Annotated in this window: 19 protein-coding genes and 1 other RNA gene; 9 read left to right on the top strand and 11 right to left on the bottom strand. The window is 68.0% G+C overall.

Annotation, left to right across the window (positions count from 1 at the left end):
- The first annotated feature begins 1 nt into the window (after position 1).
- Positions 2-406, top strand: a complete 405-nt coding sequence (locus ACV7NL_RS23190; RefSeq protein ID WP_463356998.1) for a hypothetical protein — start codon at positions 2-4, stop codon at positions 404-406.
- 9 nt (positions 407-415) lie between these two features.
- Here the strand turns inward: ACV7NL_RS23190 and ACV7NL_RS23185 are convergent, their stop codons facing one another.
- The 7 genes from ACV7NL_RS23185 to ACV7NL_RS23155 all read right to left on the bottom strand — a co-directional run bounded on the left by ACV7NL_RS23185 (position 416) and on the right by ACV7NL_RS23155 (position 4,915).
- A complete protein-coding gene (locus ACV7NL_RS23185; RefSeq protein ID WP_463356997.1) occupies positions 416-1,429 on the bottom strand; it encodes a peptidoglycan -binding protein in 1,014 nt (337 codons plus the stop codon).
- Position 1,430: 1 nt separating this feature from the next.
- Positions 1,431-2,426, bottom strand: coding sequence for a flagellar motor protein MotA (locus tag ACV7NL_RS23180; RefSeq protein ID WP_463356996.1), 996 nt, complete (start codon positions 2,424-2,426; stop codon positions 1,431-1,433).
- A gap of 145 nt (positions 2,427-2,571) precedes the next feature.
- A complete protein-coding gene (locus ACV7NL_RS23175; protein WP_463356995.1) occupies positions 2,572-3,393 on the bottom strand; it encodes a TIGR00282 family metallophosphoesterase in 822 nt (273 codons plus the stop codon).
- A gap of 9 nt (positions 3,394-3,402) precedes the next feature.
- Positions 3,403-4,011: a 5-formyltetrahydrofolate cyclo-ligase gene (locus ACV7NL_RS23170; RefSeq protein WP_463356994.1), complete on the bottom strand. Its 609-nt coding sequence runs from the start codon at positions 4,009-4,011 to the stop codon at positions 3,403-3,405.
- Positions 4,001-4,158: non-coding RNA, 6S RNA (gene ssrS, locus ACV7NL_RS23165), on the bottom strand. The genes ACV7NL_RS23170 and ssrS overlap by 11 nt, the downstream gene beginning before the upstream one ends.
- A 79-nt stretch (positions 4,159-4,237) precedes the next feature.
- Positions 4,238-4,597, bottom strand: coding sequence for a cell division protein ZapA (locus ACV7NL_RS23160; protein WP_463356993.1), 360 nt, complete (start codon positions 4,595-4,597; stop codon positions 4,238-4,240).
- 36 nt (positions 4,598-4,633) lie between these two features.
- Positions 4,634-4,915 (bottom strand): DUF4164 domain-containing protein, encoded by a 282-nt coding sequence (locus ACV7NL_RS23155; protein WP_082504217.1) that lies wholly within the window; start codon positions 4,913-4,915, stop codon positions 4,634-4,636.
- A gap of 506 nt (positions 4,916-5,421) precedes the next feature.
- On the opposite strand from ACV7NL_RS23155, the gene gap reads away from it, so the two are divergent.
- The 8 genes from gap (at position 5,422) to ACV7NL_RS23115 (ending at position 12,737) form a co-directional block, all read left to right on the top strand.
- Positions 5,422-6,429: a type I glyceraldehyde-3-phosphate dehydrogenase gene (gap, locus tag ACV7NL_RS23150; RefSeq protein WP_056188743.1), complete on the top strand. Its 1,008-nt coding sequence runs from the start codon at positions 5,422-5,424 to the stop codon at positions 6,427-6,429.
- An 84-nt stretch (positions 6,430-6,513) separates the two neighbouring features.
- On the top strand, positions 6,514-6,966 hold the full coding sequence (locus ACV7NL_RS23145) for a hypothetical protein (protein WP_056188740.1): 453 nt from the start codon (positions 6,514-6,516) through the stop codon (positions 6,964-6,966).
- Between the two features lie 38 nt (positions 6,967-7,004).
- Positions 7,005-8,207, top strand: a complete 1,203-nt coding sequence (locus tag ACV7NL_RS23140; protein ID WP_463356992.1) for a phosphoglycerate kinase — start codon at positions 7,005-7,007, stop codon at positions 8,205-8,207.
- A gap of 196 nt (positions 8,208-8,403) precedes the next feature.
- Entirely contained in the window at positions 8,404-9,477 is a 1,074-nt protein-coding gene (gene fba / locus ACV7NL_RS23135; protein ID WP_056188733.1) for a class II fructose-bisphosphate aldolase, read from the top strand.
- A 20-nt stretch (positions 9,478-9,497) separates the two neighbouring features.
- A complete protein-coding gene (locus ACV7NL_RS23130) occupies positions 9,498-10,178 on the top strand; it encodes a thiamine phosphate synthase (protein ID WP_056486391.1) in 681 nt (226 codons plus the stop codon).
- Positions 10,175-11,200 carry a tetratricopeptide repeat protein gene (locus tag ACV7NL_RS23125; RefSeq protein ID WP_463356991.1) on the top strand — a complete coding sequence of 342 codons (1,026 nt, stop codon included), beginning with the start codon at positions 10,175-10,177 and terminating at the stop codon, positions 11,198-11,200. The genes ACV7NL_RS23130 and ACV7NL_RS23125 overlap by 4 nt, the downstream gene beginning before the upstream one ends.
- A gap of 148 nt (positions 11,201-11,348) precedes the next feature.
- Entirely contained in the window at positions 11,349-12,143 is a 795-nt protein-coding gene (locus ACV7NL_RS23120) for an inositol monophosphatase family protein (protein ID WP_056188728.1), read from the top strand.
- Positions 12,144-12,191: 48 nt separating this feature from the next.
- A complete protein-coding gene (locus tag ACV7NL_RS23115; protein ID WP_056486397.1) occupies positions 12,192-12,737 on the top strand; it encodes an adenine phosphoribosyltransferase in 546 nt (181 codons plus the stop codon).
- A 138-nt stretch (positions 12,738-12,875) separates the two neighbouring features.
- Here the strand turns inward: ACV7NL_RS23115 and purQ are convergent, their stop codons facing one another.
- The 4 genes from purQ to ACV7NL_RS23095 all read right to left on the bottom strand — a co-directional run bounded on the left by purQ (position 12,876) and on the right by ACV7NL_RS23095 (position 14,882).
- Positions 12,876-13,556: a phosphoribosylformylglycinamidine synthase subunit PurQ gene (gene purQ / locus ACV7NL_RS23110; protein ID WP_056486404.1), complete on the bottom strand. Its 681-nt coding sequence runs from the start codon at positions 13,554-13,556 to the stop codon at positions 12,876-12,878.
- Entirely contained in the window at positions 13,556-13,795 is a 240-nt protein-coding gene (gene purS / locus ACV7NL_RS23105; RefSeq protein WP_056188721.1) for a phosphoribosylformylglycinamidine synthase subunit PurS, read from the bottom strand. The genes purQ and purS overlap by 1 nt, the downstream gene beginning before the upstream one ends.
- Before the next feature lie 115 nt (positions 13,796-13,910).
- Positions 13,911-14,147: a hypothetical protein gene (locus ACV7NL_RS23100; protein WP_056188718.1), complete on the bottom strand. Its 237-nt coding sequence runs from the start codon at positions 14,145-14,147 to the stop codon at positions 13,911-13,913.
- Positions 14,148-14,279: 132 nt separating this feature from the next.
- Positions 14,280-14,882 carry an ActR/PrrA/RegA family redox response regulator transcription factor gene (locus ACV7NL_RS23095; protein ID WP_056188715.1) on the bottom strand — a complete coding sequence of 201 codons (603 nt, stop codon included), beginning with the start codon at positions 14,880-14,882 and terminating at the stop codon, positions 14,280-14,282.
- Between the last annotated feature and the right edge of the window lie 29 nt (positions 14,883-14,911).

Genomic DNA, 14,911 nt, shown 5'->3' with positions numbered 1-14,911 from the left:
CGTGCCTGCTTCCTTCCGCCCGCGTCTGCTCGCTTCCATCGCTGTGATCGCGCTCGGCCTCTCGGCCTGCACCAGCACCGAGGAGGCCCGCGCGCCGGCGCCCGCTCCTGCGCCTGTCCCGGTGGCCAAGCCTACCCCGGTGGCGAAGCCTGCCCCGGTGGCGACCTTCTCAGGGCCGGTCCTGACCCAGGAGGGGACCTGCACCGCCCCGGCCCCCGTAGGCGCGAGCGCCATCGAGATCGGCATCGGCGAATGCGATTTGGTTCGTCTGAAGGGCAAGCCGCCCACCGACGTCCTGGTCGGCGAGGGGCGTTCGGGACGCGAGGTGCAGGTGCTCTACAACGAGCCGGGCGCGAAGGAGCTGTACTTCTTCGTCAACAACCGTCTCGACCGGATCGTGAAGTGAGGCGCCGCCTCACCGTTCGGTGAGCTTCATCTCGATCCGGCGGTTGCGCGCATAGGCCTCCTCGGTCGTTCCGGCCTCGATCGGCTGGAACTCGCCGAAGGCGGCGGCGAGCAGGTGCTGGGGCGGGATGCCCTTGGCCACCATGGCCTGCACCACCGCGATGGCGCGGGCCGCCGAGAGTGCCCAGTTCGAGGGGAACTGCGACGACGCGATCGGCCGCGCATCGGTGTGGCCGTCGATGCGCAGCACCCAGGGAATGTCGGCCGGGATCTGCTTCGACAGATCGAGGATGGCTCCGGCGATCCGGTCGAGTTCCGGGCTCGCCTCGGGCTTCAGGCTGGCGGAGCCGGCGGGGAACAGCACCTCGGATTGCAGCACGAAGCGGTCGCCGACGATGCGGATGTCCGGGCGGTTGCCGAGAATCTGGCGCAGGCGCCCGAAGAAGTCGGACCGGTAGCGCGCCAGTTCCTGGACCTTCTGCGCCAGCGCGACGTTCAGGCGGCTCCCGAGATCGGCGATGCGCGCCTGACTCTCGCGGTCGCGATTCTCGGAGGCCGCCAGCGCATCCTCCAGCGCCGCGAGCTGCCGGCGCATCGCCGCGATCTGCTCGTTCAGAAGATCGATCTGCGACGCGGCCCGGGCCGTGTTGGCGCGCTCGGCCGCCAGCTGCCTGTCGACCTCGCCCTGGCGCCCGGCGGAGCCCTGCGCCGCCTCGGCCTCGGCCTTCAGGCGATCCCGCTCGGCCTGCGCGCCCAGAAGGGTGCTGCGCAGCGACGAGGCCTGCTCCTCCTGGGTCTTGCGGGTCGAGCGCTCCAGCGCCAGCAGGTCGGTGAGATCGGCGATCTGGCGATTGAGCCGGGTCAGTACCGAATCACGGCCGCTGATCTCCTGCGACAGGAAGAACTGCCCGACGACGAAGATCGTCAGCAGGAAGACCACCGCCAGCAGCAGCGTCGCCAGGGCATCGACGTAGCCCGGCCAGACGTTGAGGCTCCGGTCGCGGCGGACGCGGGTCGAGGCCATCTCAGTTCCGCTCGCGGGCCAGGCGCTCCAGCACCAGCTTCAACTCGCGCTCGCGATTCGCCTGGGCCTCGACCCAGTCGCGAATCATCTGCTGCTCGGCGCGCATGTGCTGGACCAGCCCCTGGATGCCCTCGGCCAGATTGGTCATCGCCTGCGTCGCCACCCGACCGTTCGCACCCTCCGCGACCACCGCGGTCAGCCGGTCGACGGCATCCTTGAGCTCCCGGGCATTGGCGGGGTCCTGGACCGGAAGCGGCGCGGCCTGCGGCTTCGCGAAGGCCGCGACCTCGACGCGACCCTGCGGTATATCGCCGGACAGCAGCCAGTCCTCCAGCTCGTTGTGGAAGCGGGCATGGGCCTGCCCCGCCTGCAGGTCGAGGAAGCCGATGATCAGCGAGCTCGCCAGGCCGAACAGCGAGGCCGAGAAGGCGAGACCGATGCCGGAGAGCGGCACCGCGAGCCCGTTCTTCAACTCGTCGAACATCGCCGCGGCCTCGCCGCCGCCCCGCATGGTCCGGATCACGGCGCCGACCGCGCTCAAGGTGTCGATCAGGCCCCAGAACGTGCCCAGCAGGCCGAGCAGGATCAGGAGGCCTGAGACGTAGCGCAGGATCTCGCGTCCCTCGTCGAGGCGCGCCGCCGCCGTATCGAGGAACGCGCGGGACGTCGGCAGCGTGACGCCGTCGTGCCGGGCCGCGATTGCGGGTGCCAGCGGCGCCATCAGCGGCGGCGCCCGGCTCGGGCTCTCGCCGGCCGCGACCGCGTTGACGTAGGCCGTCTCGCGGTAGAGCCGGATCACCTGTCCGAAGGCCAGCAGCACCGCGATCAGCAGGACACCGAGGATCAGCCCGTTCAGGCCCGGATTGGCCAGGAAAGCCGGCGTGATCTGCCGGAACAACACGAAGGCGAGGAAGCCGACGAGGATCAGGAAGACCAGCATCCGAACGAGGTAGATGCCGGGCTTGGCGATCGTCGCGGGTGCGGTGGGGGTCGCCATCGTTTCGGGCACACTCTTCGACGCGGAACTGGCAGCCCGCGCGCGGCGGACCTCGGGACGAACCCGGCGGCACATTGCAGGGTGGTTCGGCCCCGATCAAGTCGCGGGAGGCGCCATCCCGTGGAAGCGCACGGCGTTGCGGCCCCTAATCCCAGTCGCGCGGCCAGGTCTCTTCCAGGTGCGGACCGAGCCGGACGGCCGCGACGCTCCTGGCTAGGCCGGTGGCATCGTCGGTCTCGACCGCGATCCCGCACAGGGTTCCCTTGCCCTGAGCGGCCTCGAGGCGGGCGCCGGGCGTCTTTTGAAGGAAGCGGCGCAGCGGCTCGTCCTTCTGCATGCCGAGGATCGAATCGTAATCGCCGCACATGCCCGCATCCGAGAGGTAGGCCGTGCCGCCGGGCAGGATGCGGTGGTCGGAGGTCGGCGTGTGGGTGTGGGTACCGACCACGAGGCTGGCCCGCCCATCGAGGAAGTACCCGAAGGCCTGCTTCTCGCTGGTGGCCTCCGCATGAACGTCGACGATGATCGCGTCCGCCACCGCGCCGAGGGGGCAGGCGGCCAATTCCCGTTCCGCCGAGGCGAAGGGATCGTCGAGCGCATCCATGTAGATGCGCCCCATGACGTTGAGGACCAGGACGCGCGCCCCCTTCCGGGTCTCGACGACGGTGGCGCCACGCCCCGGCGTCCCCGCCGGATAGTTCGCGGGCCGGACCAGGCGGGTTTGGCGCTGGATGAACACCAGGGCTTCGCGCTGATCGAAGGAGTGATTGCCGAGCGTCACCGCATCGGCACCCGCCTGGAGGAGTTCATCGCAGATGGCTTCGGTGAGCCCGAATCCGCCAGCCGCGTTCTCGCCGTTGATCACCACGCAATCGAGGCGCCAGCGCTCGCGCAATCCGGGCAGGCGGTCCGTGATGACGGTCCGGCCGGGGCGGCCGACCACGTCCCCGAGGAAGAGAATGCGCATCGCGAAGGGTCAGGTCCGTATCAGCGGGATGGCGCCCGCTTCGGTCACGAGATGATCCAGGGGCTGGTCATGCGGCTCGGCGGGGACCTCGTCCACCGCCTGAACCGAGAAGGCGATTCCGATCGTGAGCACAGGCCCGTTACGCGACAGGCGCTCGATGGCCTGATCGTAGTAGCCGCGACCGTAGCCGACGCGATGGCCGCGCCGGTCATAAGCCGCCAACGGAACGATCAGGGCAGTGGGATCGAGCGGGGGCAGATCGTCGTGCGGTTCGCTGAGGCCGAACCGTCCGGCCACCAGGGCTTCGCCCTCGCGCCACTCCCGGAACACCAGTCCGGCGGGCGTGACCTTGGGCAGAGCGATCCGTTGACCGCGGGCAAACAGCAGGCGGGCGAGGGGACGCGGGTCGACCTCGCTGCGGATCGGCCAGAACGCTCCGACGATGGCGGCCTCAGCGAGGGACGGAATGCCCATGACGATGCCGGCGATCCGCTCGGAACCGATCCTTCGGTCCTCGGACGGCATGGCGTCGCGTCGGGCCAGGGCCGCGTTACGCAGAGCCGCTTTCCGGGCGGAGATCGCGATGTCGGGGGGGGAAGAGTCTGAGTGCGGAGCCACGTGAGCCGTTGGAGTGTCGATCCCGGGAAACCTACAGTGTAGGTGGGCGCCGTGTTGGCCAAGTCCAGGGACAGGGCCAGGGACAGCTCCCTTGGGAGTCGATAAGGCCCCGGGGAAAAGTTCTCCTGACGGACCCGGCAGCCCCGCATCCCCCATGTAGCGTCGGCAGGGGAATGGCGCCAGGGGGTGCGGTCGCGGTCCGTCGAAATACCGGCGGATCGGGGTCTCAGCCGGCGGAAACCAGGTGTGCCAGGCGTTCGATCCGGTCCGCGCATCGTTCGAGGCCCGCAGCCACCTGCGCCTCCTCATCGGCTCGAACCGCATCGGCGGATTCCACTCGGGCTCGCAGAGCGGCCGTCTCCTGTTGCAGGGCCGCGAGGCGCCCTTGCGCCTCCTGCAGTTCGTCGGCCTGCATCAGCGCGGCCATGACGTGCAGCCGCATGTCGCCGATCTCGCCGAAGGCCCGTCGCATCTCGGTGATGCGGGCGTCGAGGCCCTGCGCCAGCGCGGTCAGGTGCGCCTCCTCACCATCGGCGCAGGCCATCCGGTAGTTCTTGTCGTCGATGGTGACGTTGATCTGGGGCATCGGGCTTCGGAGTGATCGACCGTGACGCGTCAGGAGTTAGCGGCTGGCGCGCGAGGGCGCCAGCACACCCTCGACCGCATCGATCGCCTGGCCGAGCCGATGCTCGACATTCGCCGAGGTCGCCTCGACTTCGGCCAACCGGGCGCTCGCGGCGTCGAGTTCGGCTGCGAGCCGCGCTCTGTCCTCCCCCATGATCGCCAATTCGGTTTCCAGGTCGCTGGGATCGCGCTCCGCCTCGAAGCGCTGGGTCACCGCACCTTCCAGCCGTGTCAACACGGATTCGAGGCGTTGCAGCGCGTGGTCGATAGCCTGGCTCACGGACGGTCGCTCTTCATGGTCCACATCTTTCTCGCGGGTGCCGATCCGCTGTTTCCGCGGGGTGTGGAGCCGCAGATCCACTGACGGAGGGCTGTCGGAGGACCGGGTTCTGCATTCGCACAGCCACAGCGTACCCGCATGCAGTCGTCGATCCAGCCCTCCGAGTACGCCATGTGACCTTTGCCAGGATTTGTCACCATGTTAGAGACCGGCCGCTCGCAGACCGGTTATACGGCATCCCGAGACACTTACAGGCAGCTTGTCAGGAGATCCGGCGATAGCCCGGGTGATCCGAGGAGCCGCCTGATCAGGGTCCCGCCGCACGCTTCCTCCGGTCTCCGGCCGCACATGACGGCCTGCATTGGCGCGACAATTCATCTGTCGTTCAACCGGGGCGGGCTGAGAGCGGACGACAGATCGAGGCCTGCCCGTCGGGCGCGCCGCGACGATCAACATGCTGAAGGGTGCCGCGAAGCCGGCGCCCGAATTTGGGAAGGACTCACGCCGTGTCGGTGAAGGTTGCCATCAACGGGTTCGGACGCATCGGCCGCAACGTCCTGCGCGCCATCCATGAGGCCGGCCGCCAGGACATCGAGGTGGTGGCGATCAACGATCTCGGTCCGGTCGAGACCAACGCCCACCTGCTGCGCTTCGATTCGATCCATGGCCGGTTCAACGCCAAGGTCGAGGTCGATGGTGACTGCATCGTCGTCGATGGCAAGCGCATCCGGGTCACGGCCGTGCGCAACCCGGCCGAACTGCCGCACCGCGAACTCGGCGTCGATATCGCCCTCGAGTGCACCGGCATCTTCACCTCGAAGGACAAGGCCAAGGCCCACCTCGACGCCGGTGCGAAGCGCGTCATCGTCTCGGCCCCCGCCGATGGCGCCGACCTGACGGTGGTGTACGGCGTTAATCACGACCAGCTGACCGCCGACCACCACGTCATCTCCAACGCGTCCTGCACCACCAACTGCCTCGTACCGGTGGCCAAGGTGCTGAACGATCTCGTCGGGATCGAGCGCGGTTTCATGACGACGATCCACTCCTACACCAACGACCAGCCCTCGCTGGATCAGATGCACAAGGACCTCTACCGGGCCCGTGCCGCCGCGCTCTCGATGATCCCGACCTCCACGGGGGCTGCCAAGGCCGTCGGCCTGGTGCTGCCGGAGTTGAAGGGCAAGCTCGACGGGACCTCGATCCGCGTGCCGACCCCGAACGTCTCGGCCGTCGACCTCGTGTTCACGGCCAAGCGCCAGACCACGGTCGAAGAGATCAACAACGCGATCCGGGCCGCTGCCGATGGTCCGCTGAAGGGCGTGCTCGCCTATACCGATCAGCCCAACGTCTCGATCGACTTCAACCACGATCCCCACTCGTCGACCTTCCACCTCGACCAGACCAAGGTCATGGACGGCACCTTCGTGCGCATCCTGTCCTGGTACGACAACGAGTGGGGCTTCTCGAACCGCATGGCCGACACGGCTGTGGCCATGGGCAAGCTGCTCTGAGCCACGCCATCGTGTGCCGGATCGCCCGTTACGGACGATCCGGCGCAGTTCCAGGCAAGCGCGCTACAGGCTGGTGTTCCTGACATGACAGAGACTTCCCCTACCGGACGCGACTTCATCCCAGGTAACCCAGCGTCGCCGCCCTCGACGGCGGCGACCGGCCCGGGCGCGACCCCGCCCGTGGTGGTCGGCAAGGCGGAACCCCTGCCGGCCCAGAACGGCGCGCCCGGCGGCGACCAACTTGCCCGGATCGAGGACAAATGCGCCCGGATCGAGGACAAGTACGCCCGCTCCGAGGCCTTGCTCTCGCGGGTCGAGGAGAAGGTCGAGGGCGCAGCCGGCCGCATGAACGAGGCAGCCCGGCAGAGCGATCTCTCGGCCCTGCGTAGCGAAGTGCGCGCCATCGCCGACCGCACGCGCGGCCTGCCCGGCTCCGGCGCCTTGGTGTTGACTGCCGTGATCACCGCTGTGCTCACGGTGGCGCTTACCATCGCGGCGCAGCGCTTCCACCTTGACGCTCTGCTGCCCCCGCGCTGACCGCATCCCGCTCCGATCCTTCCAACGCTCAGGCCCCGATGACCGCTTTCCGCACCCTCGACGATGCCGGCCCGCTTCAGGGCAAGCGCGTGCTCCTGCGCGTGGACCTGAACGTGCCGATGGAGGCCGGGCGGGTCACCGATGCCACCCGTATCGAGCGGATCGTACCCACCATCGAGGATATCGCTGGCAAGGGCGGTCGTGTGGTGCTGCTGGCGCATTTCGGGCGCCCGAAGGGCAAGCCGGTGGCCTCCGAATCCCTGAAGCCGGTGGTCGAGACCCTGAGTCGAAAGCTTGGTCGCCCCGTCGCCTTCGCCGAGGATTGCGTCGGTCCGGTCGCCGCCGAGGCGGTCTCTCGCCTGAAAGACGGTGAGGTCGTGCTGCTCGAGAACACCCGGTTTCATGCCGGTGAAGAGAAGAACGACCGGGCCTTCACCGAGCAGCTTGCCGCCAACGGCGATCTCTATGTGAACGAGGCGTTCTCGGCCGCGCATCGTGCCCATGCCTCCACCGAAGGTCTGGCCCATCTGCTGCCCGCTTATGCCGGTCGCCTCATGCAGGCGGAGCTCGAAGCGCTGACCAAGGGACTGGAAGCGCCGACCCGCCCGGTGATCGCGCTGGTCGGCGGAGCCAAGGTCTCCTCCAAGATCGATCTGTTGCAGAACCTCGTTGCCAAGGTCGACATGCTGGTCATCGGCGGCGGCATGGCCAACACCTTCCTGCACGCGCAGGGCAAATCCGTCGGCAAGTCCCTGTGCGAGAAGGACCTCGCCGATACCGCCCTGCGCATCATCGAGGCGGCGAAGGCGGCCCAGTGCCGGATCATCCTGCCCGTCGATGCCGTCTCGGCCTCCGAGTTCAAGGCGAATGCCGCTCATGAGACCGTTCCGGTGGATGCCGTACCGGAGAGTGGCATGATCCTGGATGCCGGCCCGGCCTCGGTCGCCGAGATCAACGCGGCCATCGACGAGGCCGCGACTTTGGTCTGGAATGGGCCGCTCGGTGCCTTCGAGTTGACGCCCTTCGACGCTGCGACGGTCGCAGCCGCCCGGCACGCGGCCGAGCGCACGAAGGCCGGGAAGCTCGTTTCGGTGGCGGGCGGCGGCGATACGGTCGCGGCCCTCAACCACGCGGGTGTGGGCGAGACCTTCTCCTACGTTTCCACCGCCGGCGGCGCCTTCCTCGAATGGCTGGAGGGCAAGGCCCTGCCGGGCGTCGAGGCCCTTCGCGCGAAGGCCTGAGCGAACGGGGCGCGGCAGACCGGGCGTAGGCGGACGAGGCTCCCAGACGCGGGGCTGCCTCCCCGGATTGCTGTCCCGCGAGAGTTGCAACGGATCGCCAAAGGTCCGAAAAGACGAACCAAATTCGAATGACCGTGCGCTTCGGCGCAACAATTGACGGATCGCCTCGGCGGCGATCGTATCTGAGGAGAAATCCATGGCCCGCATCACCCTGAGGCAGCTCCTGGACCATGCCGCCGAGCACGAATACGGTGTGCCGGCGTTCAACCTGAACAATATGGAGCAGGGGCTCGCCATCATGGCGGCGGCGGATGCCACGGATTCGCCCGTCATCCTCCAGGCGAGCAAGGGCGCGCGCGCCTATGCCAACGACATCGTGCTGGCCAAGCTGATCGACGGTCTGGTTGAGATCTACCCTCACATTCCCGTCTGTATGCATCTTGACCACGGCAGCGACGAAGCGACCTGCGCCACGGCGATCCAGTACGGCTTCACCTCGGTGATGATGGACGGGTCGCTGAAGGCGGACGGCAAGACTCCGGCGGATTACAACTACAACGTCGAGATCACCCGCAACGTCACCAAGATGGCCCACTGGGCCGGCGTCTCGGTGGAAGGTGAGCTCGGCGTGCTCGGCTCGCTCGAGAGCGGGCAGGGTGAGGCCGAGGACGGCCACGGCGCAGAAGGCGTGCTCAGCCACGACCAGCTCCTGACCGATCCGGACGAGGCGGTGAAGTTCGTCGAAGCCACCAAGGTCGACGCCCTCGCGGTGGCGATGGGCACCTCGCACGGGGCCTACAAGTTCACTCGGAAGCCCGATGGCGACGTGCTGGCCATGAACGTGATCGAGGAGATCCATCGCCGGCTGCCGACGACCCACCTCGTGATGCACGGCTCCTCGTCGGTGCCACAGGACCTGCAGGACATCATCAATCAGTACGGCGGCGAGATGAAGCCGACCTGGGGCGTGCCGGTCGAGGAGATCCAGCGCGGGATCAAGCACGGCGTGCGCAAGATTAACATCGACACCGACAACCGCATGGCGATGACGGGCCAGATCCGTAAGATCCTGGCCGAGAACAAGGCGGAGTTCGACCCGCGCAAGTACCTGAAGCCCGCCATGGAGGCGATGACGAAGCTGTGCCGCCAGCGCTTCGAGGAATTCGGCACCGCCGGACAGGGCTCGAAGATCCGTCCGGTCTCCGTGGCGACCATGGCGAAGCGCTACGCCAACGGCTCCCTCGATCCGAAGATCGGGGCGGCGGGCTGAGGCCCGCGAAAGGACCCTCGATGTCGGAACCCCGCACCCGCCTCGCCCTGCTCAGCCCGCACCGGGTCGAGGCCGGGGACGCCGACGCGCTCGCTGCCGCGATCACGGCGGCCTGCGCGGCCGGCGATGTCGCGGCCGTCCTGCTGCGACTCGCCCCCGCTGACGAGCGCAGCCTCGTCAATCTGGTGAAGCGTCTGGCACCCGTGGCGCAGGAAGCTGGGGCCGCCGTTGTGGTGGCCTGCACGGGCTTTGCCGGCGATCTCGTCAGCGTCTCGGCACGCGGCGGGGCCGACGGCGTGCATCTCGACAAGGCGCGAGACGGCGATTTGCGCGACCTGCGCGAGCGCCTCGCCGATGGGCGCATCCTCGGCGCAGGCGGCCACGAACAGAAGCACGCCGCGATGGAGGCCGGTGAAGCCGGCGTCGACTACGTGATGTTCGGCGGTCTCTACGCCGATGGAATCGCGCCCGAAGCCGCGACGGTCATCGAGCGTGCGAGCTGGTGGACCGAGATCTTCGAGACGCCCTGCATCGCAGTCGCGCATACGCACGACGAGGTCGGCCCCATTCTCGAGACCGGAGCCGAATTTCTCGGCCTCGAGAGCGCGCTCTGGATCGGCGATCAGGCTGATGTGGGCGCGATCCAGGCCGCGGTCGGTCAGGCTCGGATCGCAGCGGCAGCTCGGGACGCCGCCTCGTGAAGCTGGCGCTCGGCTTCCTGGCCCTGGCGCTCTGCGGCTCCGAGGTCCGCGCCGCGTCCTCACTCTCGCCCGAAGCGGCCAAGCCCGCGACGCGCGAGATTTTCACGGCGCCCCTCAAGGAATTGCCGACGCCCTACTCGCCGAACGCCGCCCGGGTGGTGCCGTTCACGTCCAAGCCGAGCGACAAGCCGGTGGATACCGCCTTCGGCGCCTACCAGCGCGGACAGTATACCACGGCCTTCCGCGAGGCGACGAAGCGGATCGCCGCCGACCCCAAGGACGCGGCAGCGATGACGCTCTTGGGCGAACTCTACAACCAGGGGCTTGGCCTAAAGCAGGACCCCGTAAAGGCGGCCGAGTGGTATCGCCTCGCAGCGGCGCAGGGCGATGTCCACGCCATGGCCTCCCTCGGCCTGATGTCGATCGATGGGCGCGGCGGTGCCAAGGATCTGAAGGCCGGGCGGCAATGGCTGGAGAAGGCCGCCGACAAGGGTGACACCACGGCGGCCTATAACCTCGCCCTGATCCTTCTGGGGACCGGGACGGAACCCGATCAGGCGCGGGCTGCCACTCTGTTCCTCAAGGCCGCCGAGGGCGAGATCGGCGCGGCCCAGCATGATCTCGGCGTTCTCTACCTCCAGGGCCGCGGTGTCCCGAAGGATCCGACCCAGGCGGCCGAATGGTTCCGCCGGGCCGCCGATAACGGCGATCTCGCCGGCGAGGTCGAGTTCGCCATCCTGCTCTTCAATGGCATCGGTCTGCCCAAGGACGAGGGTCGGGCCGCACGCTACTTCCAGCACGCGGCGGCGCGGGGCAACGCCATCGCGCAGAACCGGATTTCTCGGCTGTTCGTGGTCGGGCGCGGCGTCCAGAAGAATCTGGTCGAAGCGGCGGCCTGGAACCTCGCGGCCTCCGCGCAGGGACTCTCGGACCCCTGGCTCGACGACAACCTGAAGACGCTGGATGCGGCCGAACGCAGCCGGGCAGAAGCCCTCGCCGCCGAGCGCGCCAGGGTGAACTAGCTTCACCCGGAGGACGCCCCCGCCATGACCGGGGGGTGAGTCCGCGCGCAAACGTGCTATGGCCGCGCGAAATCTCCCGGACTGCAGGGTCTTCGTACCCACGGTCCGGGCATCAACGTTCTTTGAACCGACTTGGACCTGCAGATCGATGATCAGCTCACCCCTCATGACCGTGATGGTCGACGCCGTCCGCAAGGCGGCCCGTGGCCTCAAGCGCGACTATGGCGAGATCGAGAACCTTCAGGTCTCGCGCAAGGGCCCGGGAAACTTCGTGTCGGCGGCCGACCGCAAGGCCGAGGAAGTCCTGAAGGACGCGCTGATGAAGGCGCGCCCCGGCTACGGACTGATCCTGGAGGAGACCGGCAACATCGAGGGTGCCGACAAGAGCCACACCTGGCACGTCGATCCGCTCGACGGCACCACCAACTTCCTGCACGGCATTCCGCATTTCGCGATTTCGGTGGGCCTGGAGCGCGAGGGTCAGATCGTGGCCGGCGTGATCTATGATCCGGCCAAGGACGAGCTGTTCGTGGCGGAGCGCGGCAAGGGCGCCTACCTGAACAATCGGCGCCTGCGCGTCTCCGGGCGGATCGACATGGCCGACGCCCTGGTGGCCTACGGCTCGCCCTATCTGGGCCGGGGGGATCACCCGAAGCTCCTGCGCGAGGTCGCGGCCGTGATGGCGGTGACCGGCGGCGCCCGCCGCTTCGGTTCGGCGGCCCTCGACATGGCCTACGTCGCCTGCGGCCGGTCCGATCTGTACTGGGAACGCGATCTGCAGACCTGGGACTTCGCAGCCGGGATCATCCTGGTGCGCGAGGCCGGCGGGTTCGTCACCAGCGCGGATGGCGGCGCCGAGCCGCTGGCCGCCCGCTCCGTCGCCTGCGGCAATGAAACCCTGCATGGCGAACTCGTGAAGCTCCTGCGACGTGCCAACGCCTGAGGGCACCGTCCCGTCGCGCTTCCCACTCCCTCGACAAAGGCCGCCCGCATGGAACCCCGCCGCCATATCGCGTTGAAGGATTCGATCCGCTCGATCCCGGACTATCCGAAGCCCGGGATCGTGTTCCGGGACATTACCACGCTGCTGAGCGATCCGCGGGCCTTCCGGCGCGCGGTTGATGCGCTCGTCCATCCCTTCGCCGGCGGCCGGATCGATCAGGTGGCCGGGATCGAGGCCCGGGGCTTCATCCTTGGCGGGGCCGTGGCGCACCAGCTGTCATCCGGCTTCGTGCCGATCCGCAAGAAGGGCAAGCTCCCGCACACCACCGTGTCGATCGCCTACGCGCTCGAATACGGGACCGACGAGATGGAAATCCACGTCGACGCCATCAAGCCGGGCGATCGGGTGTTGCTGGTGGACGATCTCATCGCCACGGGCGGCACGGCCTGCGCTGCGGTGAATCTGCTGCGCCAGATCGGGGCCGAGGTCGTGGCGGCCTGCTTCGTCATCGACCTGCCGGATATCGGCGGCGCGCAGAAGCTGCGCGATCTCGACGTTCCGGTGCGAACCCTGATGGAATTCGACGGGCACTGAAACGCCCGTGTTTCGCCCTCGAGTCGAGGGCGTGATTTCTCTGAAGCGAGCGGGAGCGCCGTCGCTCTTGAATCGAGTCCGAGAGACCGCCCGATATCCTGGACGGTCGCTCTCAGCAGGGGTACAGAATGGCGCGGGCTAAGCCGCCAAGCTGGCGAAGAGCCCTCGCCCGTCGGTTCCGCCCACGAGACCCTCCACGAAGTTCTCCGGATGCGGCATCAGCCCGAGCACGTTGAGCTGCTCGGAATAGATGCCCGCGATCGAATTCAGCGAACCGTTGCGGTTGGCATCCACCGTCAGGTTTCCAGCGGCGTCGCTGTAGCGGAAGGCGACCCGGCCCTCACCCTCGAGGCGGGCGATCGTGTCCGGATCGGCAAAGTAGTTGCCCTCGCCGTGGGCGACGCAGACGTCGATGACCTGGTCTTTGGTATAGGCCGAGGTGAAGCGGGTGTCGGCGCGCTCGACCCGCAGAAGCTGGCGGTGGCAGATGAAGCGCCGGTCGACGTTGCGCATCAGGACGCCCGGCAGAAGCCCCGATTCGCACAGGATCTGGAAGCCGTTGCAGATGCCGAGCACGAGGCCGCCGCGGGCCGCATGGGCGCGGACCGCATCCATCGCGGCCGCGCGGCCCGCAATGGCGCCGCAGCGCAGATAATCGCCATAGGAGAAGCCGCCCGGCAGCACCGCCAGATCGGTTCCGGCCGGCAGCTCCGTGTCGGCGTGCCAGACCTTGACGACGTCGGCGCCGGCCTGGGTGAGGGCCCGGGACACGTCCGCATCGCGGTTGGAACCCGGGAAGACGATGATGGCGGCGCGCATCAGGCGATCTCGATGGCGTAGTTCTCGACGACGGTGTTGGCGAGCAGCTTTTCGCAAGCGCTCTTCAGCGTCGCCTCGGCTGCCGCACGGTCGTCACCCGCGATCTCGACGTCGAAGACCTTGCCCTGGCGCACGCTATCGATACCGGCGAGACCGAACGAGGTCAGCGCCGCCTCGATCGCCTTGCCCTGCGGGTCCAGCACGCCGGTCTTCAGGGTGACGATGATGCGTGCTTTCATGGGGTCGAACTCATCTCGTGTCGGGGCACCCTGCCGATAATCGGGAAATGCCGGACAGGCAACGCGAAACGGCCCCGGAGGGGCCGTTCAGGGTCGTCGAAGCGATCGGATCGGTTCAGCGCGTCGCCGATTTGCGATCCCGAAGGGGCTCGATGGTGGTGGCGCGGCGCCAGAGCTGCAGCATCACCCAGGCGGCGAACAGGCTGAACACCGCCATCAGGACATGCCCCACGGTCTCGCCGAGATCGAACATACCGGCCAGGGCCCAGCCCGCCGCGATGGCGACCGCGAACACTTCCGTGCCGACGAGCACCATCATGCTGAGAATGGTGATGAGGTTGCGCGTGTTCAAAGCTGTCTGTCCCGTTGCGGGCGTCACGCCGAGAGACTCGGCGCTCCCATCAGAAAGGGCGACGTAGCGCGAACCGGGCTGGTCGCGCAACGTCGCCCCTGTTGACCCTTCGGGTCTTACGAGCAGCGATGTTCAGCGCGGCGCGCGCTTGGCCAGGATGCGCTGAAGCGTACGACGATGCATATTGAGCCGGCGTGCCGTTTCTGAAACGTTCCGTCCGCAGAGTTCGTAGACCCGCTGGATGTGCTCCCACCGCACCCGGTCGGCCGACATCGGGTTCTCGGGAGGATCGGCCCGTTCCCCCGGCTGTGCCATCAGCGTTCCATGGATTTCGTCGGCATCGGCGGGCTTCGCGAGGTAGTCGAACGCACCGAGCTTCACCGCGGTCACCGCGGTTGCGATATTGCCGTAGCCGGTGAGAATGACGCCGCGCGCTTCGGGGCGACGCTCCTTCAGGCGCGCGATCACGTCGAGCCCGTTGCCGTCGCCCAGGCGCATGTCGATCACCGCGAAAGCCGGCGGGCGGACGTCGACGAACGACACGCCTTCGGCGACGCTCTCGGCCACCTGGACTTCGTAGCCGCGCATCTCCATGGCGCGGGCGAGGCGCGTGGAAAAGGGCTTGTCGTCATCGACGATCAACAGCGTGCGGTCCGTAAAGGCCGCCAAGGGATCGTTGTCGGCAAGCTGCGCGATATCGGCACTCGGCGCCGTTGTTCCGGTATGCGTCAGCATCCGACGCTCCTCCGTCTGTCCTGAACCAA

Source organism: Methylobacterium sp. Ger2507 (assembly GCF_055231875.1).
The sequence above is the reverse complement of the archived record's forward strand: the minus strand, read 5'-3'. Positions and strand labels throughout refer to the sequence as shown.